This is a genomic window from Blautia sp. RTP21359st1_E11_RTP21359_211015 (assembly GCF_040910705.1).
Classification (GTDB): Bacteria; Bacillota; Clostridia; order Lachnospirales; family Lachnospiraceae; genus Blautia_A; species Blautia_A fusiformis.
Map to the genome: position 1 here is coordinate 20958 of NZ_JBDGAB010000030.1, position 23808 is coordinate 44765.

The window sequence follows — 23808 nt, forward strand, 5'->3', positions numbered from 1 at the left end:
AGGATAAAAGCCTTATACTGTTGAAGAAGTATAAAAAAACGAAAGAATTAGAGGTGTGAGGATGGAGTTTCATGTTGTGATCCCTGTGCTGATCTCATTTGCGATCAGCCTTGTATTAGGACCGATTGTTATCCCTTTTTTAAGAAGACTTAAAATGGGACAGACAGAGAGAGAGCTGGGTGTGCAGTCCCACCTGAAAAAGAACGGTACCCCTACTATGGGTGGGGTGATCTTTCTCATTGCAACAACTGTAACATCACTGTTTTATATCAGAGATTATCCGATGATCATCCCGGTACTTTTCCTGACACTGGGATTTGGACTGATCGGATTTCTGGATGATTATCTGAAGGTAGTTCTGAAGCGTTCTGACGGACTTCTGCCATGGCAGAAAATGGCACTGCAGATCGTTGTGACAGCTGTATTTGCTTTTTATCTTGTAAATTATTCCAACGTATCCCTGACTATGAAGATCCCGTTCTGGAGCGGACATTATCTGAACCTGGGATGGTTTGCGGTTCCGGTACTGTTCTTTGCGGTGATCGGTACAGTAAACGGAGTCAATTTTACGGATGGACTTGACGGACTGGCTTCCAGTGTTACCCTGATCGTGGCAGTATTCTTTACGGTGGTTTCCCTTGGAATGAACAGTGGTGTGGAACCGATCACCTGTGCAGTTGTGGGCAGTCTGATGGGATTTCTTCTGTTTAATGTATATCCTGCCAAGGTATTTATGGGAGACACCGGTTCTCTGGCATTGGGTGGCTTTGTGGCTGGTGTGGCTTATGCCATGCAGATGCCGCTGTTTATCATCCTGGTCGGACTGATCTACCTTGTGGAGGTATTGTCTGTTATGCTCCAGGTATCCTATTTCAAGGCAACACACGGAAAAAGAATCTTCAAGATGGCGCCTATCCACCATCATTTTGAGCTTTGTGGGTGGTCTGAGACACGAGTTGTTGCAGTGTTCTCTGTTGTAACTGCTATTATGTGCCTGATCGCTCTCCTGGCATTATAAGGAGGAACAGAAAAATGGATTTAAAAGGAAAAAAAGTTCTCGTTTTCGGAGCCGGAAAAAGCGGCATTGGAGCAGCTGATCTGCTTGGAAGTGCAGGAGCACAGCCGGTGATCTATGACGGAAACGCAGATCTTGATAAAGAGGCAGTTTTACATAAAACAAACGGAAAATACACCCCGGAGATCTGGGCCGGAGATTTTCCGGAGAGAGCGCTGGACAGTCTTGATCTTGTAGTGCTAAGTCCGGGAGTTCCCACAGACCTGCCGCTGGTAAAGAGCTTCTATGAAAAGGGCCTTCCGGTATGGAGCGAGGTGGAGCTTGCCTATCGTACAGGCAAGGGAGAGGTTCTTGCGATCACAGGAACCAACGGTAAGACAACAACAACAGCACTCCTCGGAAAGATCATGGGAGATGCCCGTGAATCTGTATTTGTTGTAGGAAATATCGGAACTGCATATACATCCAAATCATTGGAGATGAGGGAGGATTCCGTAACTGTTGCGGAGATCAGCAGCTTTCAGCTGGAGACTATTGACCAGTTCCGCCCGGAGGTAAGTGCGATCCTCAACATCACAGAGGACCATCTGAACCGTCATCATACCATGGAGGAATACATCCGTGTAAAAGAGCTGATCACCAAAAATCAGGGACCGGAAGATGTATGTGTTCTGAATTACGAGGATGAAGTCCTTCGTAAATTCGGTGAAAATATCGTTCCGAAGGTGGTATATTTCTCAAGCCTTCGCAAACTGGATCAGGGAATCTATCTGGACGGAGACCAGATCATTCTCAGAACAGAAAAAGAAGAGATACCGATCGTAAAAACCGAAGAGCTTAAGATCCTGGGACGTCATAATCACGAGAATGTAATGGCAGCAGCAGCCATGGCATATTATGCGGGCGTTTCTGTGGAGAGTATCCGCAAGAGTGTCTGTGAGTTTGTGGCAGTTCCACACAGGATCGAGTATGTGACAGAGAAAAACGGTGTTGCATATTACAACGATTCCAAGGGAACCAATCCGGATGCGGCCATCAAGGGGATTCAGGCAATGAACCGTCCGACTCTTCTGATCGGTGGTGGCTATGACAAGGAATCCAGCTATGATGAGTGGATAGAATCCTTCGACGGAAAAGTCCGTTATCTTGTTCTCATCGGTCAGACGAAAGAGAAGATCAAAGCAGCAGCAGAACGTCTTGGATTTACAGATATCATCCTCTGCGAGGATCTGAAGGAAGCTGTCCGGGTCTGTGCGGAAAAAGCCAATCCCGGAGATGCAGTTCTGCTTTCACCGGCATGTGCGAGCTGGGGACAGTTTGATAATTATGAGCAGCGCGGTGACATGTTCAAGGAATACGTGAAAGCACTGTAATAATCCGAAAAATACATACATAAGCTGAAATAAAGACCACTGTGGAGGCCATGCATGAAGGCAGGACAGAAACAGACCGGAAAGACAGATACCGTTCTCTGGGTACTGGTTCTGATTCTGGTGGTATTGGGACTCGGGGCGCTTTTTTCGGCAAGTGAATATAATGGCAGAGTACGTTTCCACGACTCTGCCTATTATTTTAAGAAGCAGCTCTTTGCCACGGCACTGGGGCTGCTTGTTATGTATCTGGCATCACGGGTAGATTACCGACTGTCTGTAAAGCTGGCGCCGGCTGCCTATATTTTTTCGCTTTTTCTGTCTGCTGCAGTCCTGCTTTTCGGACAGGAGATCAATGGATCGAAGAGGTGGCTGAACCTGGGGCCGCTTTCCTTTCAGCCGTCGGAGTTTTCCAAGGTGGCAGTGATATTGTTTCTGGTGTGGCAGATCAGCAATACAAAAAGCAAAACAACTGGATTCTGGTTTATCTGCAGGACTATGATGACTTTGCTTCCGGTAGCAGGTCTGGTGGGCTCCAATAACTTAAGCACAGCGGTGATCATTCTGGGGATCGGTGTGCTGCTGATCTTTGTGGCCAATCCCAGGTATCTGCAGTTTCTCGCACTTGGAGGTGCGGGGATAGGATTTATTGCGGTTTTTCTTGCCGCGGAGAGTTATCGTCTGGAACGCCTGGCAATCTGGCGGGATCCGGAAAAATATGAAAAAGGATTTCAGACTATACAGGGCCTGTATGCGATCGGAAGCGGAGGGATCTTCGGCAAGGGGTTCGGGAACAGTCTGCAGAAGCTGGGATTTGTCCCGGAAGCCCAGAATGATATGATATTTTCTATTGTGTGTGAGGAAACGGGGATACTGGGAGCCTTTCTGACACTTTTTCTGTTTGGTATTTTGATCTGGAGGCTTTGTATTCTGGCATTAAACTGCCGGGATCTGCAGGGAACGCTGCTGTGCGCCGGGATCATGGCACATATGGCGATCCAGGTAGTCCTGAATGTTGCAGTAGTAACGAATACGATTCCCAACACCGGGATCACTCTGCCCTTTGTAAGCTATGGCGGAACTTCTGTTGTTTTTCTTCTGGGGGAAATGGGGCTGGCCTTAAGTGTCAGCAGTCACAGACATGGAAGGATCACATAGAATAACAAGTAAGAGGCCCTTTTAGGAGTGGAATACTTGAATGAGATCGATGAGATCATCGTGACCGGAGGCAGGCCGCTACATGGAAGCGTCCGGATCCAGGGGTCAAAAAATGCGGCACTTCCGGTTATGGCAGCAGCACTCTTAAGCACCGGGACCAGTGTACTGCGGGGATGCCCGAGAATCAGTGATGTATATTTGATGGAAAAGATCTTGAAATATCTGGGGGCAGAAACCTGGTGGGAAGGTCAAGATCTTTATCTGGACTGCAGCCATGCGGACGGCACCATGATACCGGAGTGTTATTCCGGAAAAATGCGTTCTTCCGTGATCTTAATGGGAGCAATGCTGGGGCGGAGCAAAAAGGCACAGACAGGATATCCCGGAGGCTGTGTGATCGGGAAGCGGCCGGTGGATCTTCATATCCAGGTTTTGCGCCGCCTTGGTGCAGCTGTGGTGGAAAACGGCGGAATGATCCGGGCATCCTGTGGAAAACTCCGAGGCGCAGAGATGTTTTTTCAAAAAAGAAGTGTAGGCGCTACAGAACAGGGCATTCTGGCAGCGGTCCTTGCAGAGGGGAAAACAGTCCTTAACGGCTGCGCCTGTGAACCGGAAATTTATTGGCTTTGCCATTATCTTACCGGAATGGGGGCAAAGATCCGGATCCGTGAAAATGGCTGTATCTGTATTGAAGGAGTGGAGAAGCTTGAAGCTGGCGATAGCTGCATTCCACCAGACCGTATTGTCGCCGGGACCTATCTCATGGCAGCGGCGGCAACCAGAGGAGAGATCATCCTGGAAAATCCGCCTCTGGAGGAAATGGATGGAATCCTGGACGTATATCGGAAAATGGGTGGACAATGCCGCAGGGTAGGTGGTAAACTAATAGTCAACGGAAAAAATACAGGTTTTCCCCTGGAGCTTCTGGAAACAGAAGTTTATCCGGGATTTCCTACAGACCTGCAGTCTCCTGCGATGGCGGTACTGGCCACGATCCCGGGAGTGAGCAGGATCCGCGAGAAGATTTTTGAAGACAGATATAAAACAGCTTCATGGCTCTGTAAAATGGGAGCACAGATCCAGATCCGGGATGGGGTTGCTGTGATATACGGAGGGCAGCCCCTGACCGGTTGTACTGTGGAGGCAGAGGAACTTCGCGGTGGTGCGGCACTTGTGATCGCAGCACTTGCCGCGCAGGGGATTACCAGGATCCGGGGCTGTTGTTTCATAGAAAGAGGCTATGAACATATCTGTGAGGATCTGACCGCACTGGGCGGTCTGCTGATAAAGGACAGAGGAACTTTATGAAAACATCAAAAAAAAAGCCACTGAAAGCAGTTGGCGGACTTCTTGTCCTGCTGCTGGCAGGAATTATTTTCTTTTTTACGTATTATCAGGTAGATGAAGTGCAGGTGATGGGCAGCAACCATTATTCTGAAAAACAGATCAGGAAGATGGTGCTTAGGGGGCCGCTGGCATCCAATTCTGTTCTTGCACCGCTTCTTTATACTAAGCAGAACACAAAGGATGTTCCCTTTATAGAAGGCTATACCGTAACAAGGCTGAACCGGCACACCATCTGTGTCAGTGTGAAGGAGAAGGATATCGTTGGCTGTATCCCTTATCTGGACAGTTATATTTATTTTGACAGAAACGGTATTTTTGTGGAAGGATCCACGGAACGTAACGAAAAAATCCCGTTTTTTGACGGGATCAAAGTCAAAAAAGTGATCCAGAACGAGAAACTCCCCATCAAGGATGAAACGGTGATGAACACGGCAGTTGCTCTTTCTACTATTTTTGCAAAAAATGATAAGGTTCCGGATCACATTGAATTTGAAGACGACGGACAGATCAGTCTTGTTTACGGGGATATCACAGTTAAACTTGGAAAGGATGAATATCTGGAAGACAAAATGACCAGAGTTCTGGCTATCCTTCCGATGATTTCCGAAAAAAAAGGAATTCTCCATGCAGAAAATGTAAATGATAATTCCAAGAACATTACCCTGGAGCAGGAACAGGATGAGAGCCAGACTTCCGCAGAAAACTGGACCGGAGGCTATGATGAGGAAGGAAATTACACCGGAGAAGGCGAATACGACGAAAATGGCAACTATGTAGGACCGAAACCGCAGACGGATCTGGAGTATGCGCAGGAAAACTGGGTAGGTGGCTATGATGAAGAGGGAGATTACACAGGCAGTGGTGAGTACGATGCCAACATGACCTATGTAGGCGAAGCCCCCACAGAAGAAACCATGGCAGAAAAAGGAAACTGGAAGGGCGGTTACCGGGAAGACGGAGGCTATGACGGAGTCAGTGAATATGACCGTGATGGCAATTACGTAGGCGCTCTGGAGGATTATCAGGCTTCGGCAGAAAGCTCCGGAGACGGAACAGACTCCGAAGATCCAGATGCTCAGAGTACGGATACCGAAGATACAGAAAATGAAGAAGACTCTTCAGACAGCAGTACGGACAGCACCGAGGAAGAGGCTGATTACAGCAGTGATCAGGAAGAAGGAGCTGAGGATTATGATGAAAATTCGTACAGCGATTACAGTGATGAGTCCGATTATGAGTAAAGATAAAAAAGCTTTCTTAATATATAGTACCGGTATTTGGACATTTTGCCAGAGATTGTTTTGTAAATGTTTCGGTTAATAGAAACAGTGCCGAAATTTAATGAAAAAAGTATAAAAAAACAAAATTAATGGTTGATTAATTACCGAAAAAAATATATGATATAACTATGTGTATATGTAGCTTGGAATAGATTATTACACTGAATCGGATATCAGGTAGAAATAAAGGAGGAAGTACATTGTTAGAGATAATGACGAATGAGGCTGAGTCTTCTGCGAAAATTATTGTAATTGGAGTAGGCGGCGCAGGTAATAATGCGGTAAACAGAATGGTGGAAGAGGCCATTGGCGGAGTTGAGTTTGTAGGTGTTAATACCGATAAACAGGCTCTGACACTGTGTAAAGCTCCGACTGTACTTCAGATTGGTGAGAAAATTACGAAAGGTCTCGGCGCCGGTGCACAGCCGGAGGTTGGACAGAAGGCAGCTGAGGAGAGCATTGAGGAAGTTAAGAAGATCATCGAGGGAGCGGACATGGTTTTCGTTACCTGTGGTATGGGAGGCGGAACCGGAACCGGAGCTGCTCCTGTGATCGCCGGTGCGGCAAAAGAGATGGGTATCCTGACTGTCGGTGTTGTTACCAAGCCTTTCCGTTTTGAAGCAAAGACCCGTATGAACAATGCACTTGCGGGAATCGAAAATCTGAAGAAAGCAGTTGACACTTTGATTGTCATCCCCAATGACAAATTACTTGAGATCGTTGACAGAAGAACAACCATGCCGGAAGCACTGCGTAAGGCTGATGAGGTTCTTCAGCAGGCAGTACAGGGTATTACAGACCTGATCAATCTGCCGGCTCTGATCAACCTTGACTTTGCAGATGTGCAGACAGTCATGACAGACAAGGGAATCGCTCATATCGGTATCGGTGAGGCAAGAGGTGATGACAAGGCTATGGAGGCTGTACAGCAGGCGGTATCTTCTCCGCTTCTTGAGACAACCATCAAGGGCGCTACTCATGTGATCATCAACATTTCCGGAGATATTTCTCTTATGGATGCCAACGATGCTGCAAGCTATGTACAGGAGCTTACAGGTGAGGATGCAAACATCATCTTTGGTGCTATGTATGATGATTCTGTTGCAGATTATGCGAGAATTACAGTTATTGCTACAGGTCTTACAGACAATAACCTTCAGAACACACCATTTGGAAACAGAGCTTCCAATTCTGTATTCGGAAACACCAAAAAAACAAGCCAGTCACAGCCAGGCGGTATGAACCTTAACATGCCAAGCTTCAGCCTGCCGACTATGAATTCCACACAGTTTGGAACAAAGGCTCCTACAAGCACTGTTCAGAAAAAGGACATCCAGATCCCGGATTTTCTTAAGAACAGATAATAAATGAACAGGAAAAGATCCGGCAGAGACTCCATCTGGAACGCTGCCGGATCTTTTTGACTTTCTGATCAAAAGAAACAGGAATGTCTGCTCTGTATGGAAACAGGATTTCTGTTCAGGATATCAGCATTCGCAGCTGAAAGTATCACATTTTGTATCACAGCAGCGATGCGCATTGGCACCGGATACATTGATGGAAGCTGCGGTGCATTTGCAGTGCTCATTGTAGGTGCAGTTGTGTGCTTTGCAGTCGATGTTAATGGTCTCACACCCACAGCAGGGATCTGCGGAATTTTTTACAGCACACTCTTCCTGGTCACGGAAGCTTTCACAGGCGGTGTCGTCCGCATAACGAGCATCTGCACCTTCGACACTGATGGATCCCCTGGAGCAGAGAGAATTTTTGTTATAGCAGCAGTTGTGTGCGGAGCATTTAAGACTTGTCATAAAAGTGTCCTCCTGATAATTATGATTTTACCGGAAACCGTCAGCCTGCCGGAATGCGCATCCTTTCTGATCGTCAGCACTGCGGTAAGGCTTGACAGATTCCGATGTTGCATAGTATGTCCGGAAGAAGAAAAATTTATACTCAAAAAATAAATACATAATAATATAAAAAACAGTTGACAAATAGCAGACACCATGGTATCCTCTTAAAGTACGTAGCGAAAAGAAAGCAGAGTTCACTCTCACCTCAGCGCTGAAGATAAGCGACTCAGGTCAATATTGCACAGTACTGCGGACGGGCCAACCATCAGTGCGCAGGTGTAATTATTTGAAGTGTGGACATCTGTCTGCGCTTTTTTTGTGCGGCTTAAGCTACATTAATGAGAAAGAAAAAAATAATTCTATCATGTTCATGGAGGTGTACAACAATTAGCGGTTTAATGATTAACGAACAGATCAGAGACAGAGAGGTACGCTTGATTGGTCCGGACGGAGCTCAGCTTGGAATCGTGTCCGCCAGAGAAGCGATGGCGAAAGCGCAGGAGGCAGGACTTGACCTTGTAAAGATTGCCCCACAGGCGAAACCGCCGGTATGCAAGATCATCGATTACGGTAAATACCGTTACGAGCTTGCAAGAAAAGAAAAAGAGGCCAGAAAAAAGCAGAAAACCATCGATGTCAAAGAAGTGCGTCTTTCCCCGAACATTGATACGAATGATTTGAAGACGAAGGTAAATGCAGCAAGAAAGTTCCTTAGCAAGGGCGACAGAGTTAAGGTTACACTTCGTTTCCGCGGAAGAGAGATGGCACATATGTCCAGCAGTAGGCATGTGCTTGATGACTTCGCAGATCTTCTGTCCGATATAGCGACTGTAGAGAAGGCTCCGAAGGTAGAAGGCAGAAGCATGACTATGTTTCTGACTGAGAAACGGTAGATATCTCAGTCTTCACGGCAACAGCCGGGCAGAACGGGATGCTATATAAAATTTAGAAGTACCAAATCAAGGAGGAATTCATAATGCCAAAAATTAAAACTTGCAGAGCAGCAGCAAAGCGCTTTAAAAAAACAGGTACAGGAAAATTAGTAAGAAATAAAGCCTACAAGAGCCATATCCTTACAAAGAAATCTCAGAAGAGAAAGAGAAATCTGAGAAAATCTACTGTTGTTGATTCTACTAATGTAAAGAGCATGAAGAAAGTATTACCATATTTATAAGATAGAGAAGACGAACAGGAGGAGAATTAAGAAATGGCAAGAATTAAAGGCGGATTAAACGCAAAGAAAAGACATAACCGTACATTAAAACTGGCAAAAGGCTACAGAGGAGCCCGTTCCAAACAGTATAGAGTAGCAAAACAGTCTGTAATGAGAGCTCTTACAAGCTCCTATGCAGGAAGAAAACAGAAGAAACGTCAGTTCAGACAGCTCTGGATCGCTCGTATCAACGCAGCAGCAAGAATGAACGGACTTTCTTACAGCAAAATGATGCACGGCCTTAAGGTTGCAAACATCGACATCAACAGAAAGATGCTTGCAGAGATGGCTGTTAACGATGCAGCAGGCTTCACAGCTCTTGCTGAGATCGCTAAGAAAGCAATCGCATAAGTAAAGTATTAAGAGACGAAGGAGTCCAGGGAATTTTTCCCTGGATTTTTTTGTAAAAAAATTCAGACAATTTGCCGAAAAACGACACAAGCTGTACAGCGGACAAGTGTCCGCGTTGTGCAATCAGACGAAAAACAACAGATAACTAAATTTGCCCTTGAAATAAAAAATATGCGATGCTATAATTTTACCATTAAACATTAGTAACGCGACAAAGCGCAGGAGGAGAGATTATTATGAGAAATTGGAAGAAAGTAATCGGCGTTGCATCAGCAGCAGCGATGACAGCAGCTATGATGATGCCTACATCCGTTTTTGCAGCAGATGAGACATTTAAGATCGGTGTGATCGGACCGATGACAGGTGATTACGCACAGTACGGTACCAACGTATACAACGCAGCCAAGATCGCAGCTGATGAGATCAACGAGAACGGTGGATTCAACGGATATAAAGTAGAGATTCTTGACGCAGGTGATGACCAGGGAGATCCGGAGAAGGCTGTTAACGCATACAATGACCTGATCGATAAAGGAATGCAGATGCTCTGTGGAACTGTAACATCCGGTTCCTGTATCGCAGTAGGAGCTGAGGCAGCTGAGGATACATTCCTCTTCACACCATCCGCAACAGCACTTGACTGTATCACAGCAGGAACAAACGAGTTCCGTATGTGCTTCACAGACCCGGCACAGGGAACCAAATCTGCTCAGTACATTTCCGAGCACAAACTTGCAACGAAAGTAGCAGTACTTTATGATTCCGCTGCTGACTACAACTCCGGTGTACATGACGCATTCGTTGCAGCAGCTGCTGATGACGGACTTGAAGTAGTTGCAGATGAGGCTTACACAACAGACAGCAACACAGACTATTCTGTACAGCTTGCAAAGATCAAGAAGAGCGGCGCTGAGCTTCTTTTCCTTCCGAACTACTATTCCGACAATGCGCTGATCCTTCAGCAGGCATCTGAGGCAGGACTTGACATTAAATTCTTTGGTGTAGATGGCATGGATGGTATCCTCAATGTAGAGAACTTCGATAAATCCCTTGCAGAGGGTGTTATGCTTCTGACACCATTCTCCGCAACAGCTACAGATGAGAAGAGCCAGAACTTCGTAAAAGCATACGGCGATGCTCACAACGGTGAGATCCCGAACCAGTTTGCGGCAGATACATATGATGTACTTTACGCAATGCAGCTTGCAGCTGACGATGCAAAGATCACACCAGATATGGAAAATGCAGACATCAGTGCAGCAATGAGCGCATCCATGGCAAACATCGAGCTTGACGGACTTACCGGAAAAGCAAAATGGACCGAGGATGGCGAGTGTGATAAAGAGCCGAAAGCATTCGAGATCAAAGACGGTGCTTATGTAGAGATGAAATAAGTAATTTCTGTTAACGTTAGGGGTCAGGGGACGGTCACCTTTAGTGGGAACCGTCCCCTTTTTCCCTTATCAATAAACAATTAAAAGAGGTGCGTTATGAGTTTTATATCTTATTTAAAAGACGGCATCAGTCTTGGCAGTATCTATGCGATCATCGCACTTGGATATACCATGGTTTATGGTATTGCCAAGATGCTGAACTTCGCACACGGAGATGTTATCATGGTGGGAGCTTATATCATCCTTACCTGTATCACAAGAGGCGGCATGTCACCGATCCTTGCTGTGATCCTTTCCGTTGTGATCTGTACACTGCTTGGTGTTGTCATTGAGAAGGTAGCTTACAGTCCACTTAGAAAAGCTTCCTCAAACCTGGCCGTTCTTATCACGGCTATCGGTGTCAGTTATCTGCTTCAGAACCTGGCACTTCTGATCTTCGGCGCAGATGCCAAGAGTTTCGTAGCTGTTATCAAAGTTCCGTCCATCACACTGTTTGACGGTGAGCTTACCATCAAGGGAATCACCATCGTAACCATCCTTGCATGTATCATCATCATGGTGGGACTTTCCCTCTTTGTAAAAAAGACAAAACCTGGCCGTGCCATGCAGGCGGTTTCCGAGGACAGAGATGCGGCACAGCTGATGGGAGTTAACGTCAATGCGACAATTTCCCTCACATTTGCCATCGGTTCCGGACTTGCAGCGATCGCAGGCCTTCTGCTCTGTCAGACTTATCCGACACTGACTCCGTACACAGGAGCCATGCCTGGTATCAAAGCTTTCGTAGCTGCTGTATTCGGTGGAATCGGTTCGATTCCGGGAGCTATGGTCGGCGGCATCCTTCTGGGAATCATCGAGATCTTCGGAAAAGCTTATATTTCTTCCCAGGTTGCAGATGCGATCGTATTTGCAGTCCTGATCGTCGTGCTTCTTGTAAAACCTACCGGACTGTTCGGCAAGAACATCCAGGAGAAAGTGTAAGGTGGCCGATATGAAGAATATGAAAAACAAAACAACAAAAAATAACATGATCAACTATGGAATTGTCATTGTGCTTTTTGTGATCGTACAGGCACTTTCCTCAACTGGAAATCTTTCCAGACTTCTTATGGGACTTCTTGTTCCCCTTTGTGTTTATACCATTGCATCAGTTTCCCTGAACCTGGTAGTCGGTTTTTCCGGTGAGCTGAGCCTTGGACATGCGGGCTTCATGTGCGTGGGAGCTTTTTCCAGTGCCCTGTTTTCACAGGTTGCTGCAGACTCCATTCCGCAGGTTCCTCGCTTTATCCTTGCAATCCTTGTAGGTGCGGCAGTTGCAGCACTGTTCGGTGTGATCATCGGTATTCCGGTACTTCGTCTCCGCGGTGACTACCTGGCTATTGTTACACTGGCTTTTGGTGAGATCATCAAGAACCTGATCAATGTACTTTACATTGGCGTGGATGACAAAGGACTTCACGTTGCAACCAGTGCAGCCGGTCTTCATATGGATCCGGGCGGAAAACAGATCCTCAAAGGTGCCCTTGGTATTTCAGGAACAGCAACTCTTTATAAAGATATCAAGAATTACTTTTTCCTGATCGGTGTGATCCTTCTTCTTCTGACTCTGTTTATCGTGCAGAACCTGGTTAACTCCAGAAGCGGACGTGCGATCATGTCAACCAGAGATAACCGTATCGCAGCAGAATCCGTGGGAATCAATATCACCAGATACAAACTGCTTGCATTTACGATTTCCGCAGCCCTTGCAGGAGTGGCAGGCGTGCTGTATGCACATAACCTTTCTCTTCTGAAGGTATCTGTATTTGATTACAACATGTCCATCCTGGTACTGGTATATGTGGTACTTGGCGGGATTGGAAATATCAGAGGATCGATCATTGCAACCATTATCCTCTATGCACTGCCTGAGCTTCTCCGTGGATTCGCAAACTACCGTATGCTGATCTACGCAATCGTGCTGATCATCATGATGCTCTTTAACTGGGCACCGGCAGCAAGAGACTGGAGAGCACGTATGGTAGAAAAATTCAAAGGCAAAAAAGCGAAAAAGGAGGTGGCCTGATCATGGCAATGCTGGAAGTAAATAACCTGTCTATCCAGTTCGGCGGTCTTCGTGCTGTTGACGGCTTTAACATGACCATTGAAAAAGGACAGCTCTATGGACTGATCGGACCCAACGGTGCCGGTAAGACAACGGTATTCAACCTTCTCACAGGTGTATACAAACCAACAGAGGGAATCATCAGACTGGACGGCCAGGACATCACCGGAAAAAGCACCATCGAGATCAACAAAGCCGGAATCGCCAGAACCTTCCAGAATATCCGTCTTTTCAAGGATATGCCGGTTCTTGACAATGTAAAAGTAGGACTTCACAATCATCATCCATATTCCACACTGACCGGGATCTTAAGACTGCCGAAATATTACAAGGTAGAAAAAGAGATGAATGAACGTGCCATGGAGATACTGAGGGTGTTTGATCTGGATAAGGAAGCAGACACTCTGGCAGGAAATCTGCCTTATGGTAAACAGCGTAAACTGGAGATCGCTAGAGCTCTTGCCACAGAGCCGAAGCTTCTTCTCCTGGATGAGCCGGCGGCTGGTATGAACCCGAATGAGACACAGGAGCTGATGGATACTATCCGTTTTGTGCGGGAGCATTTTGATATGACTGTTCTTCTGATCGAGCACGACATGAAACTGGTGGGCGGTATCTGTGAGGAACTTACAGTTCTGAACTTCGGTCAGGTACTGATCCAGGGTGAGACATCTGCAGTGCTGAAAGACCCGACGGTTATCACTGCATATCTGGGAGAATAAGGAGGAACGAGACAATGGCAATGTTGGAAGTAAAGGACCTCCAGGTCTACTATGGTGTGATCCAGGCTCTGAAGGGAATTTCTTTTCATGTAAATCAGGGAGAGGTTATTGCGCTGATCGGTGCCAATGGCGCCGGAAAGACAACCACACTTCAGACACTTACCGGAATTCTTTCTCCGAAGTCCGGAAGCATTGTGTTTGAGGGAAAAGACCTCACAAGAACACCGGCGCATAAGATCGTAGAGATGGGTATGGCGCATGTTCCGGAGGGAAGACGTGTATTTGCGGATATGTCCGTTTATGAGAATCTGCTCCTTGGAGCCTATACAAGAAAGGACAAGGCAGAGATCGCAGAAAGTCTTGCAAGTGTATACAAGAGATTTCCGCGTCTGGAAGAACGTAAAGGACAGCGTGCCGGAACACTTTCCGGTGGTGAGCAGCAGATGCTTGCCATGGGACGTGCACTGATGAGCAGACCAAGGATCATTTTGATGGATGAGCCGTCCATGGGTCTGTCGCCGATTTTTGTAAATGAGATTTTTGACATTATCCGCGAGGTAAGTGAGAGCGGAACTACAGTGCTTCTGGTTGAGCAGAATGCGAAGAAGGCTCTTTCCATTGCGGACAGAGCGTACGTTCTGGAAACAGGAAGCATTACTATGGATGGAAAGGCAGAGGATCTTCTGAATGACGAGGCCGTTCAGAAGGCATATCTTGGAGAGTAGGTGGAAAGACATGGATAATTTCGTAATTACCATTGCAAGACAGTATGGAAGCGGTGGACGTACCATCGGAGAGGAGCTTGCAAAGAAATTAGGGATTTCTTACTATGATAAGGATATCATCCGCATGGCATCTGATGAGAGCGGTATCCGCCAGGAACTTTTCGGACGGGCAGACGAAAATGTCAGCACCAAGCAGAGATTTTTTGCAAAGTCCGGAATCTACAAGGGTGAGCTGATCCCGCCTCAGAGCAAGGATTTCACATCCGATGAGAACCTGTTCAATTATCAGGCAAAAATCATCCGTCAGCTGGCAGAGACAGAGTCCTGTGTGATCATCGGACGTTGTGCAAACATGATCCTGAAAGACTATTCCAATGTTCTCCGTGTGTTTGTTTACGGAGACTGGGATTTCCGTATCCGCGAGGCAAGCAAGAAGCTCAGCGGAACTACAAAGGATATTGAGAAATTTATGCAGAAGGATGACAAACGCAAAGAAGATTTCTGCAAACGTTTCATGGGTGTTGACTGGGCAGATATGACGAAATACAATCTGTGCCTGGATAACGGTACCCTTGGCTATAAAAAATGCGTGGAAGAGATCGAGAGTGCACTTGAGATCCTGAAAAAATAAGACATATATCAGAGAATATTCCCCGGGAAAGAAAAGCCAAAAGTCTTTTCCCGGGGATTTTTTCATATATTGTGGAAAAGTATATTTGATCCGGCGGGAAATATGGATAAGCGAAAAAAATATTTCTGTGTAGTGGCAATGGTATTGATCCTGCTCAGCGGATATGGAAAAATCTCAGACAGTGCATTTCGGATGTGGGTGACCAGAATGATCGCCGGTGAGGGGATGCTCCGGCTGGTGGCGGCGCAGTACGGACAAAAAGCAGCAGAACCGGTGGCTGAGACAGCCTCTGACAGAAGCGAAAAAGAGGATCGTCCACGTGTGGCTCTTACCTTTGATGATGGACCGCATGCAACATATACACCTCTGCTTCTGGATGGCCTGCGGAAGCGTGGGATCCATGCCACATTTTTTCTTATGGGAAAAAATATCCGGGGAAATGAGGAGATCGTAACGCAGATGCAGAGAGACGGTCATCTCATCGGTAATCACACGTATGATCACGTGCAGCTTGATAAGCTTCCCGGTGATCAGGCCTGTCAGCAGATCATAAAGACGAATAATGAGATCTACGAGATCACCGGAGAGTATCCCATGTATCTTCGCCCGCCCTACGGGGCCTGGCCGAAGGATCTGGAGCTCTGTGTGACCATGCTGCCGGTATTCTGGGATGTGGATACTCTGGACTGGAAATCAAAAAATGTCCGTTCTGTGGAAAATATCGTTCAGCGGGAAGTGAAGGATGGCTCCATTATTCTGATGCATGACAGCTTTTCTACCTCCGTGGAAGCGGCCTTGGAGATCGCGGATATGCTTACGGAAGAAGGATATGACCTGGTAACTGCAGATCAGTTGCTGGTGATGTAACTGTGATTTGCCGAAAAGGCAGAAACGATTGCTTTTTTATGTGCAAACAGGTAAAATTATAAAAATAAGGAATCTGTCCGTATGCCGGAAACAAATGAAACGATCGTTGCCGGATACAGATCTATGAAAAGAATACGGATCGTGAATATCCGCTTTTTACAGAAAATACAGGAGTGAAAGCCATGGATTTATTTGAATACGCAAAGTCAAAAACGCTGGATCAGGAGTCACCTCTTGCATCCAGGCTGCGTCCGCGAACACTGGATGAGGTGGTGGGACAGCAGCACATCGTAGGAAAAGATAAATTGCTGTATCGTGCCATAAAGGCGGATAAGCTGACATCTGTTATCTTTTACGGCCCTCCGGGAACCGGAAAGACCACCCTAGCAAAAGTCATTGCCAATACCACAAGCGCCAGCTTTACCCAGATCAATGCAACCGTAGCAGGGAAGAAAGATATGGAAGCAGTTGTAAAGCAGGCACAGGACGATCTCGGCATGTATGGAAAAAAGACCATTCTATTCATTGATGAGATCCACCGCTTCAACAAGGGACAGCAGGATTATCTTCTTCCCTTTGTGGAGGACGGAACCATCATTCTTATCGGGGCCACAACAGAGAATCCATATTTTGAGGTAAACGGAGCGCTTCTTTCAAGATCGATCATCTTTGAATTGAAGTCCCTGGAGATACCGGAGATAAAGGAACTGATCCTGCGTGCGGTTAACGATCCGGAACGTGGAATGGGAAGCTATGGGGCGGTGATCGAGGAGGATGCTTTGGAATTTCTGGCAGATATGGCAGGAGGAGACGCCAGAAGCGCCTTAAACGCCATAGAACTGGGAATCCTCACCACACCTCGTGATACAGACGGTAAGATCCATCTGACCCTTGAGGTGGCTTCTGAGTGTATCCAGAAGCGGGTGGTGCGCTACGATAAGAACGGGGACAATCATTATGATATCATTTCTGCCTTTATCAAGAGCATGCGAGGCTCCGACCCGGATGCGGCAGTCTATTATCTGGCAAAAATGCTCTATGCAGGAGAAGATGTGAAATTTATCGCAAGAAGGATCATGATCCTTGCTTCCGAAGATATCGGAAACGCAGATCCCCAGGCCCTCTGCGTGGCAACGGCAGCAGCACAGGCAGTGGAACGTGTGGGAATGCCGGAGTCCCAGATCATTCTTTCCCAGGCAGTTACATACATGGCCTGTGCACCCAAGAGCAATTCTGCAGTAAATGCCATACAGGAAGCCATGCGCTGCGTGAAGGCGAAGAAGACAACCGTTCCGGTGCATCTGCAGGATGCCCATTATGGTGGCCACGAAAGTCTGGGTCATGGTATCGGATATAAATATGCCCATGATTATCCGAATCATTATGTAAACCAGCAGTATCTGCCATCAGAAATCGAAGGAGAACATTTTTACGAGCTCAGTGATATGGGATATGAAAAGAAACTGAAAGAGCATATGAAGAAGATCCACGAAGAAGCGAAATAAATGAATATAAGTAAAACGGAGGAGCCTCTCAGAGAAGCTCCTCCATTATTTTGTCATAAACATTCTGGTATTTATAAGGCCAGCTTTCACATACAGACTGTGCAGCAGCAAGATTTGGCACATTGATGCTGAGATCAACGATGCTGACGCCGCTTTCGATGATCCGCAGACGTACTGAGTAGCTGCCCTCTTTGGTGGGATAGTAATCTGCAGGAGTCAGGAGATGTTCTTCGATCTTGCGGTGGAGGGAATTGAGATATTCTTCCACTTCTTTCTTGATGTCAGAGGAAAGTTCTTTGGAAAAATATTTCAGAGTGTTTTTTCCCTCGGAGGTCAGTCGATAGTAACTGCGGTTGGACTGTGAAGACATTTCCACCAGATCTGCCTCCACAAGTTCGGAAACTGCCTGCTGGAGCTGAAAATAATTGGTGTATTTCCGGTCCAGGATAAAATCGGTGATCTGGGAATTTGTGAGATCCCCATCGGAATTCTGCAGCATATATAAAATAATAAGCTTATAGGTTGTAAAAGGTGATGCCATAAGAATCCTCCTTTTTACTGGCTGCGGGAAAGGGCTTCGAGAGCTTTTCCCTGAAAACTTGCTCTTTCTTTCATCCGGTGATGAAGAAGGTTTAAAACTTCTCGTTTGCGGCTGGCCCATAAAGGTGCGATCAGCAGATCCTTCGGTCCGTCGCCGGTGACCCGGTGGATCACGATATCCGGTCTGAGATGTTCCAGACAGTCAATGACAAGGTTCAGATACTCGTCCCGTTCATAAGTGCGGAAAAGACCGGCTTCATGATCAGCGGCAAGATCTGTACCACGCAGTACATGAAGAAGCTGCAGCTTGATCCCCTGGATATCCATGGCGTTCAGATAAGCCATTGTTTCCAGGATATCCTTCCGGCTTTCGCCGGGAAGCCCCAGGATGGTGTGGACGATCACTTCGATGCCGCCTGCGCGGAGATTTTTCACTGCGGTATCAAAACAGGACAGTGGATAGCCGCGCCGTATATATCTGGCGGTATCTTCATGGATAGTCTGGAGTCCCAGCTCCACCCACACCGGTTTGATCTGGTTCAGGGAATAAAGAAGCTCCAGTACATCATCTCCCAGACAGTCCGGTCTGGTACCAATGGACAGTGCCACGATATCCGGATGGGAGATGGCTTCTGTGAAGATCTTACGCAGGTGTTCCACAGGAGCGTATGTGTTTGTATATGCCTGAAAATAGGCGATATATTTATGAATCGGGCGTTTGGAAGAGAGACTTTTGATCTGTGTGTTGATCTGCTCTGTAATGGAAAGAGCGGCGTTTGCTGCAAAATCTCCGCTTCCGCCCTGGCTGCAGAAGATGCAGCCTTTTTTGCCCAGGGTGCCGTCACGGTTGGGACAGGACATGCCGCCGTTTAATGCAACCCGGTAGACCTTTTCGCCGTATCGCTCCCGGAGCATATAGTCCAGAGAATGATAAGGCTTGTCGTTCCAGCGCTTCATTATGCCTCTTTCGGTTCGTTTTTCTCTTCGCCGTTTTCTTCGTTTTCATCTTTCGGTATATAGTTATCGAAGATCTTTACAAAGATCTTTGATTTCCAGTAGGCCAGCGTGGAAAATCCCATCAGAATAAAAAGCATGATCAGGATGGATGTAAACTGTGCGTAGCTCACATAAGCAAAAAGCCACATCAGTAGGAGTGGAGACGCAGAGATCACAAGCATCAAAAGTGTCAGCGGAAGATGGCGGACGGACATCAGGAATGCATTTACAAAGGTATTCTTGACGGAATTAAAAAATTTGGAAAGGATCGGATAAATGTACAGAAGGATCATCGCATAGATCAGTGCAAATGCAATGAACAGACTGAAAAGTCCTTTGTACATAGCTCCGCTTCCGGCTCTGGCGATCCGAAGATCGATAAACAGAACAGCAGCGGTGAGGAGCATGATGATATTGATGATGGTCGCCTGTTTGAAGTTCTGTTTGAATGAGCGGAAAAAGCTGCGGGCAATATAAGATTCTTCGTCTCTTGCCATCTTCAGTGTGACATAGTAGAGAGCTGTTATGGAGGCGCCTGCGGTGACAACCGGAATGCAGCAGAGGATGCACAGAAAATTCAGAAGAAGCAGGTCTGCTACGCGTCCCATGAACACGAAGAATTTGTTGTCCATGTTGAAAAAACGATTCATTTGATAAGTCTCCTTTTCTTTTGGATATTACTTTAAGTATACCCAATCACAGCAGAAAAAGCAAATCCCAAATGTTTTCCGGGGCAGTGGAAATGGGAAAATCATGTGTCCGCCATAGAAAGACAAAAAAGAGAAATAGTTTATTAAATTTTCCTAAAAGGCTTGCTTATCACGATTTAGAGTGTTAAAATATCAGTATTGTATTAGACGAAATTCATGTATTTTAAAGGAGCGTAACAATGAGCAAAAAAATCAGGACGGAGGCTGTGGATCATCTTTTTGAAGCGATCCTGTGCCTGAAGGACAAGGAAGAGTGTTATACATTTTTTGAGGATGTGTGCACCATCAATGAGCTGCTTTCTTTATCTCAGCGCTTCGAGGTAGCCAAGATGCTTACTGATAAGCGTACATACCTTGATATTTCCGAGAAAACAGGAGCTTCCACAGCTACGATCAGCCGTGTGAACCGTTCCCTGAACTATGGAAATGATGGTTATGAGATGGTATTTGCACGTATGAAGAAGGATAACGGGGAGCAGGGCGGCGAAGCAGAATAAGGCTTACGTCCATACCGTGATGATAACGGATAATGCTGTAATGAAAAAGAGACAGGCGATCGTGCGTCTGTCTCTTTTTTTTCGGTGCGCCCGGCGACGCACGTTTATGACCGGATGTGAGCTCCGGATATTATTTGTCTTTTTTTGAGGAATCCGTATCTTTTGAGGAATTCATGTGGTCGATCATGTTTTCGATGATCATTTTTTTCATGTATACGTCGAAGCTAAGAAGACAGATAAAGGAAAACTGGTGAAGGAATTCCTTATCCTCCGGGTCGGCGTCCTCAAAAATTTCTCCGGCACTTTTGAAACGGCGCATAAGATCCTTTTCCAGGTAACGGATCTGTGACTGCTCCATACTGAAAACCTCCTGGTAGATGTAAGTCATGTCCTTTTCTGTAACGGACTTGAAGTATTTCTCGGTGATCGGTCCCAGAAGGGTCTGGATATCACTGATGGAGAGGATATTTTTAAAATAGTAGATAAAGATCAGCATCAGCAGATGCTCCCGGGAATACCGCTTTTTTTCCGGCGGGGGAAGGAGCTTGTTCTTTGCGTAATTGTTGATCATGGTCTTGGTCAGGATCTTGTCATCATCATGACGCTTGGTGGAAGCGAGATTATCTTCCATAAAGGTTGTGACCTGATCCATGTAAAGAGCAATATTGGGAATTTCATCGGGTTTTATATAATCAAGCTCAGCAATTTTTGCAAAAATGCTGTTCATCATTTCTTTTTCGTTTTCTGTCATCGCATTATCACCTCTGCTCCCTATTATATAGTTTTAAATACTACTTGTAAAGAAACTTTTTTTCAGAGAGGTGGGTTTACCGGAAAGTAAAGTCATGATAGTATATAAAGATACTGTTCATATGGAAAAAGAAATGGAGATCAAAATGAGTATACATGATGCTTTGGACACATTGAATCCTATGCAGCGGGAAGCTGCCGTACATACAGAGGGACCACTTCTGATCCTCGCAGGAGCCGGTTCCGGAAAAACAAGAGTGCTGACCCACAGGATCGCCTATTTAATGGAAGAAAAGGGTGTAAACCCATGGAATATCCTGGCGATCACCTTTACCAACAAGGCCGCCAGTGAGATGCGGGAACGCGTGAATAAAATTGCGGGAATGGGTGCGGAGAGCGTATGGGTCTCCACCTTCCATTCCGCCTGCGTGAGGATCCTGCGCAGACATATTGAGGTGCTGGGCTTTGGCAGTAATTTTACCATTTATGATGCCGACGACCAGAAAACAGTCATGAAGGAAATCTTCCGGAAGTTTGATATCAATACCAAGATCTACAAGGAACGAGGCGTTCTTGCTGAGATTTCCCATGCCAAGGATGAACTGATCACACCGGAAGAGATGGAGCTGAATGCGGGCGGCGATCCGGATGCACGGAAGATTGCAGGTATGTATAAGGAATATCAGTCTATCCTCCGGGGAAACAATGCACTGGATTTTGATGACCTGATCGTGAAGACTGTGGAGCTTTTTCAGCATAATCCGGATATCCTGGACTATTATCAGGAACGTTTCAAATATATTATGGTGGATGAGTATCAGGATACCAATACTGCCCAGTTTAAATTTGTAAGTCTTCTTGCTGAGAAATACAAGAATCTCTGTGTGGTTGGTGATGATGATCAGTCCATCTATCGTTTTCGTGGAGCAAATATCGGGAATATCTTAGGATTTGAGAAGGTTTTTCCAGAGGCTAAGGTGGTGCGCCTGGAACAGAATTACCGTTCTACCCAGAACATCCTCAATGCAGCCAATGAGGTGATCGTCAATAACACAGAGCGTAAGGAAAAACGCCTCTGGACAGAGAACGAAGAGGGAGATAAAGTACATTTCCGTCAGTTCAACAACGGATTTGAGGAAGCGGAGTATGTTGCAGGAGAGATCATCCAGGGGCGCCGCAACGGGAAATTCCAGTACAAGGACTGTGCAGTACTTTATCGGACCAATGCCCAGTCCCGTCTCTTTGAGGAGAAATTTCTCCTGGCAAATGTTCCTTATAAGATTGTCGGCGGCGTGAATTTTTATGCCCGCAAAGAGATCAAGGATCTGTTAAGCTATCTGAAGACCATTGACAATGCCAGTGATGATCTGGCTGTGCGCAGGATCTTAAATGTGCCAAAAAGAGGAATCGGACTCACCAGCATCGGCCGTGTCCAGGACTATGCGGATATGATGAACCTGAGCTTTTACGATGCGCTCCGCGTGGTGGAGGAAGTACCGTCCATTGGCAGGGCAGCAGGAAAGATCAATGATTTTGTATCCTTTATCCAGGGACTGAAAAGTAAGGCAGAGGCCTATACAGTCCGTGAAACCCTGGAAGAGGTCATTGAGCTTACCGGTTATGTGAAGGAACTGGAGGCAGAGAAAACGGAGGAGGCCCAGGCGAGGATCGAAAATATCGATGAGCTGATCTCCAAGACAGAATCCTTCCAGGAAGCCATGGAGGAGGCCGGACAGCCGGCAACACTTTCTGCATTTCTGGAGGAGATCGCACTGGTGGCAGATATCGATTCTGTTGATCCGGATCAGGATTATGTGCTGCTGATGACCCTTCACAGTGCCAAGGGACTGGAATTCCCAAATGTATTTATCGTGGGAATGGAGGACGGTGTTTTTCCGGGGTATGCTTCCATCTGGTCCGGTGATCCGTCGGATATCGAGGAGGAGCGAAGGCTCTGTTATGTGGGGATCACCCGTGCCATGAAGGAACTGACCTTAACCTGTGCAAAACAGCGGATGATCCGTGGGGAGACTCAGTATAACCGTGTGTCACGTTTTGTAAGGGAGGTTCCACGGGAGCTGGTAGATCTTGGACATACCATTCAGGAGAAAAAGCCCAGGGTAGATGATATCGTATCTCCGAAAAGCGCCTATGCCCAGATGAAAATGAATTTCCAGGCAAAAACAAGCCTTCAGAAGAAGGATTTCACCGTTACCAAGGCAGCGAAGCTGGATTACGGAGTCGGTGATACCGTGCGCCATGTGAAATTCGGAGTTGGTATCGTGAAGAATATTGTAGAAGGCGGCCGGGATTACGAGGTAACGGTAGATTTTGACAAAGTCGGTGTGAAAAAAATGTTCGCAGGTTTTGCCAAACTGAAGAAGATCTGAAAATGAAATGGCCGTTTTGCATATATTTTGTGAAAATATTTCGAAGCAGCTGCAAATAACATTATTCCGGAATGTTCCTGTTAAAATTTGCGTAAGTTATGGTAAAATCAGACATATGGTGGTATAATAAGAACACTTAGGAAAGGTCGGTACAGTGATAGAATATTTTTGCTGTGCTGCCGGTTTACTGTCAGACAGTACAGCCGAACAGAAAGAAAGGATGGTGCAGTGTTATGAATTTAAATACAACAAAGCTTGAAGAACTGCTTGCAACACTGAAGAAAAAAGAAGAAGAGAAAGATAAGAACACAGTCCTTTGGGTACTGGCGATCATCGGTGCTGTTGCAGCTGTTGCCGGTATTGCGTTTGCAGTATACCGTTTCTTCGCTC

The 23808-nt window shown here is 46.3% G+C and carries 24 protein-coding genes; 19 read left to right on the plus strand and 5 right to left on the minus strand.

Translation table 11 applies throughout. The features are described 5' to 3' along the window. Positions 1 to 61: 61 nt before the first annotated feature. The 6 genes from mraY (at position 62) to ftsZ (ending at position 7534) form a co-directional block, all read left to right on the plus strand. Entirely contained in the window at positions 62 to 1018 is a 957-nt protein-coding gene (mraY, locus tag AB5026_RS11415; protein WP_015526100.1) for a phospho-N-acetylmuramoyl-pentapeptide-transferase, read from the plus strand. Between the two features lie 14 nt (positions 1019 to 1032). After that, positions 1033 to 2388, plus strand: a complete 1356-nt coding sequence (gene murD / locus AB5026_RS11420) for a UDP-N-acetylmuramoyl-L-alanine--D-glutamate ligase (RefSeq protein WP_368213353.1) — start codon at positions 1033 to 1035, stop codon at positions 2386 to 2388. A 54-nt stretch (positions 2389 to 2442) separates the two neighbouring features. Next, positions 2443 to 3543, plus strand: coding sequence for an FtsW/RodA/SpoVE family cell cycle protein (locus AB5026_RS11425; protein ID WP_015526098.1), 1101 nt, complete (start codon positions 2443 to 2445; stop codon positions 3541 to 3543). A gap of 27 nt (positions 3544 to 3570) precedes the next feature. Then, a complete protein-coding gene (gene murA, locus AB5026_RS11430; RefSeq protein ID WP_021651643.1) occupies positions 3571 to 4851 on the plus strand; it encodes a UDP-N-acetylglucosamine 1-carboxyvinyltransferase in 1281 nt (426 codons plus the stop codon). Continuing rightward, complete coding sequence (locus AB5026_RS11435; protein ID WP_059086746.1) at positions 4848 to 6131, plus strand: cell division protein FtsQ/DivIB; 1284 nt, start codon at positions 4848 to 4850, stop codon at positions 6129 to 6131. Before murA ends, AB5026_RS11435 begins: the two co-directional genes overlap by 4 nt. Before the next feature lie 251 nt (positions 6132 to 6382). Beyond that, positions 6383 to 7534: a cell division protein FtsZ gene (ftsZ, locus tag AB5026_RS11440; RefSeq protein WP_015526094.1), complete on the plus strand. Its 1152-nt coding sequence runs from the start codon at positions 6383 to 6385 to the stop codon at positions 7532 to 7534. A 123-nt stretch (positions 7535 to 7657) separates the two neighbouring features. Here the strand turns inward: ftsZ and AB5026_RS11445 are convergent, their stop codons facing one another. Continuing rightward, the gene (locus tag AB5026_RS11445) at positions 7658 to 7981 is read right to left on the minus strand and encodes a DUF1540 domain-containing protein (protein ID WP_021651645.1); all 324 of its coding nucleotides are present in this window, start codon (positions 7979 to 7981) and stop codon (positions 7658 to 7660) included. A 440-nt stretch (positions 7982 to 8421) separates the two neighbouring features. On the opposite strand from AB5026_RS11445, the gene infC reads away from it, so the two are divergent. The 11 genes from infC (at position 8422) to AB5026_RS11500 (ending at position 17535) form a co-directional block, all read left to right on the plus strand. Continuing rightward, on the plus strand, positions 8422 to 8916 hold the full coding sequence (infC, locus tag AB5026_RS11450; protein WP_015526092.1) for a translation initiation factor IF-3: 495 nt from the start codon (positions 8422 to 8424) through the stop codon (positions 8914 to 8916). Between the two features lie 83 nt (positions 8917 to 8999). Beyond that, entirely contained in the window at positions 9000 to 9197 is a 198-nt protein-coding gene (gene rpmI, locus AB5026_RS11455; protein ID WP_021651646.1) for a 50S ribosomal protein L35, read from the plus strand. Between the two features lie 33 nt (positions 9198 to 9230). Beyond that, positions 9231 to 9587 carry a 50S ribosomal protein L20 gene (gene rplT, locus AB5026_RS11460; protein WP_015526090.1) on the plus strand — a complete coding sequence of 119 codons (357 nt, stop codon included), beginning with the start codon at positions 9231 to 9233 and terminating at the stop codon, positions 9585 to 9587. A gap of 236 nt (positions 9588 to 9823) precedes the next feature. Next, on the plus strand, positions 9824 to 10981 hold the full coding sequence (locus AB5026_RS11465) for an ABC transporter substrate-binding protein (protein ID WP_059086747.1): 1158 nt from the start codon (positions 9824 to 9826) through the stop codon (positions 10979 to 10981). A 96-nt stretch (positions 10982 to 11077) separates the two neighbouring features. Beyond that, positions 11078 to 11962, plus strand: a complete 885-nt coding sequence (locus tag AB5026_RS11470) for a branched-chain amino acid ABC transporter permease (RefSeq protein WP_015526088.1) — start codon at positions 11078 to 11080, stop codon at positions 11960 to 11962. Between the two features lie 10 nt (positions 11963 to 11972). Then, positions 11973 to 13046 carry a branched-chain amino acid ABC transporter permease gene (locus tag AB5026_RS11475; protein ID WP_021977872.1) on the plus strand — a complete coding sequence of 358 codons (1074 nt, stop codon included), beginning with the start codon at positions 11973 to 11975 and terminating at the stop codon, positions 13044 to 13046. 2 nt (positions 13047 to 13048) lie between these two features. Further along, positions 13049 to 13807 carry an ABC transporter ATP-binding protein gene (locus AB5026_RS11480; RefSeq protein WP_147603281.1) on the plus strand — a complete coding sequence of 253 codons (759 nt, stop codon included), beginning with the start codon at positions 13049 to 13051 and terminating at the stop codon, positions 13805 to 13807. 14 nt (positions 13808 to 13821) lie between these two features. Then, positions 13822 to 14532, plus strand: coding sequence for an ABC transporter ATP-binding protein (locus AB5026_RS11485; protein ID WP_092071187.1), 711 nt, complete (start codon positions 13822 to 13824; stop codon positions 14530 to 14532). A gap of 10 nt (positions 14533 to 14542) precedes the next feature. Then, entirely contained in the window at positions 14543 to 15163 is a 621-nt protein-coding gene (locus AB5026_RS11490; RefSeq protein WP_173760730.1) for an AAA family ATPase, read from the plus strand. 102 nt (positions 15164 to 15265) lie between these two features. Continuing rightward, positions 15266 to 16030, plus strand: a complete 765-nt coding sequence (locus tag AB5026_RS11495) for a polysaccharide deacetylase family protein (protein WP_173760728.1) — start codon at positions 15266 to 15268, stop codon at positions 16028 to 16030. A gap of 182 nt (positions 16031 to 16212) precedes the next feature. After that, positions 16213 to 17535: a replication-associated recombination protein A gene (locus AB5026_RS11500; RefSeq protein ID WP_015526083.1), complete on the plus strand. Its 1323-nt coding sequence runs from the start codon at positions 16213 to 16215 to the stop codon at positions 17533 to 17535. 28 nt (positions 17536 to 17563) lie between these two features. On the opposite strand, the gene AB5026_RS11505 is transcribed toward AB5026_RS11500, so the two are convergent. From AB5026_RS11505 to AB5026_RS11515, 3 genes are read right to left on the minus strand one after another with little or no spacing between them, the layout of a single operon-like run. After that, entirely contained in the window at positions 17564 to 18076 is a 513-nt protein-coding gene (locus AB5026_RS11505; protein ID WP_021651655.1) for a DUF4364 family protein, read from the minus strand. Positions 18077 to 18090: 14 nt separating this feature from the next. Continuing rightward, complete coding sequence (locus AB5026_RS11510) at positions 18091 to 19032, minus strand: TIGR01212 family radical SAM protein (RefSeq protein WP_059086751.1); 942 nt, start codon at positions 19030 to 19032, stop codon at positions 18091 to 18093. Continuing rightward, the gene (locus AB5026_RS11515) at positions 19032 to 19721 is read right to left on the minus strand and encodes a YesL family protein (RefSeq protein WP_021651657.1); all 690 of its coding nucleotides are present in this window, start codon (positions 19719 to 19721) and stop codon (positions 19032 to 19034) included. Before AB5026_RS11515 ends, AB5026_RS11510 begins: the two co-directional genes overlap by 1 nt. A 239-nt stretch (positions 19722 to 19960) precedes the next feature. Here AB5026_RS11515 and AB5026_RS11520 point away from each other — a divergent pair, with 239 nt between their 5' ends. Further along, entirely contained in the window at positions 19961 to 20278 is a 318-nt protein-coding gene (locus AB5026_RS11520) for a YerC/YecD family TrpR-related protein (RefSeq protein WP_015526079.1), read from the plus strand. Between the two features lie 130 nt (positions 20279 to 20408). Here the strand turns inward: AB5026_RS11520 and AB5026_RS11525 are convergent, their stop codons facing one another. Next, positions 20409 to 21029 (minus strand): DUF1836 domain-containing protein, encoded by a 621-nt coding sequence (locus tag AB5026_RS11525; protein ID WP_021651658.1) that lies wholly within the window; start codon positions 21027 to 21029, stop codon positions 20409 to 20411. A gap of 145 nt (positions 21030 to 21174) precedes the next feature. On the opposite strand from AB5026_RS11525, the gene pcrA reads away from it, so the two are divergent. Next, positions 21175 to 23418 carry a DNA helicase PcrA gene (gene pcrA, locus AB5026_RS11530; RefSeq protein WP_368213355.1) on the plus strand — a complete coding sequence of 748 codons (2244 nt, stop codon included), beginning with the start codon at positions 21175 to 21177 and terminating at the stop codon, positions 23416 to 23418. Positions 23419 to 23808 lie beyond the last annotated feature (390 nt).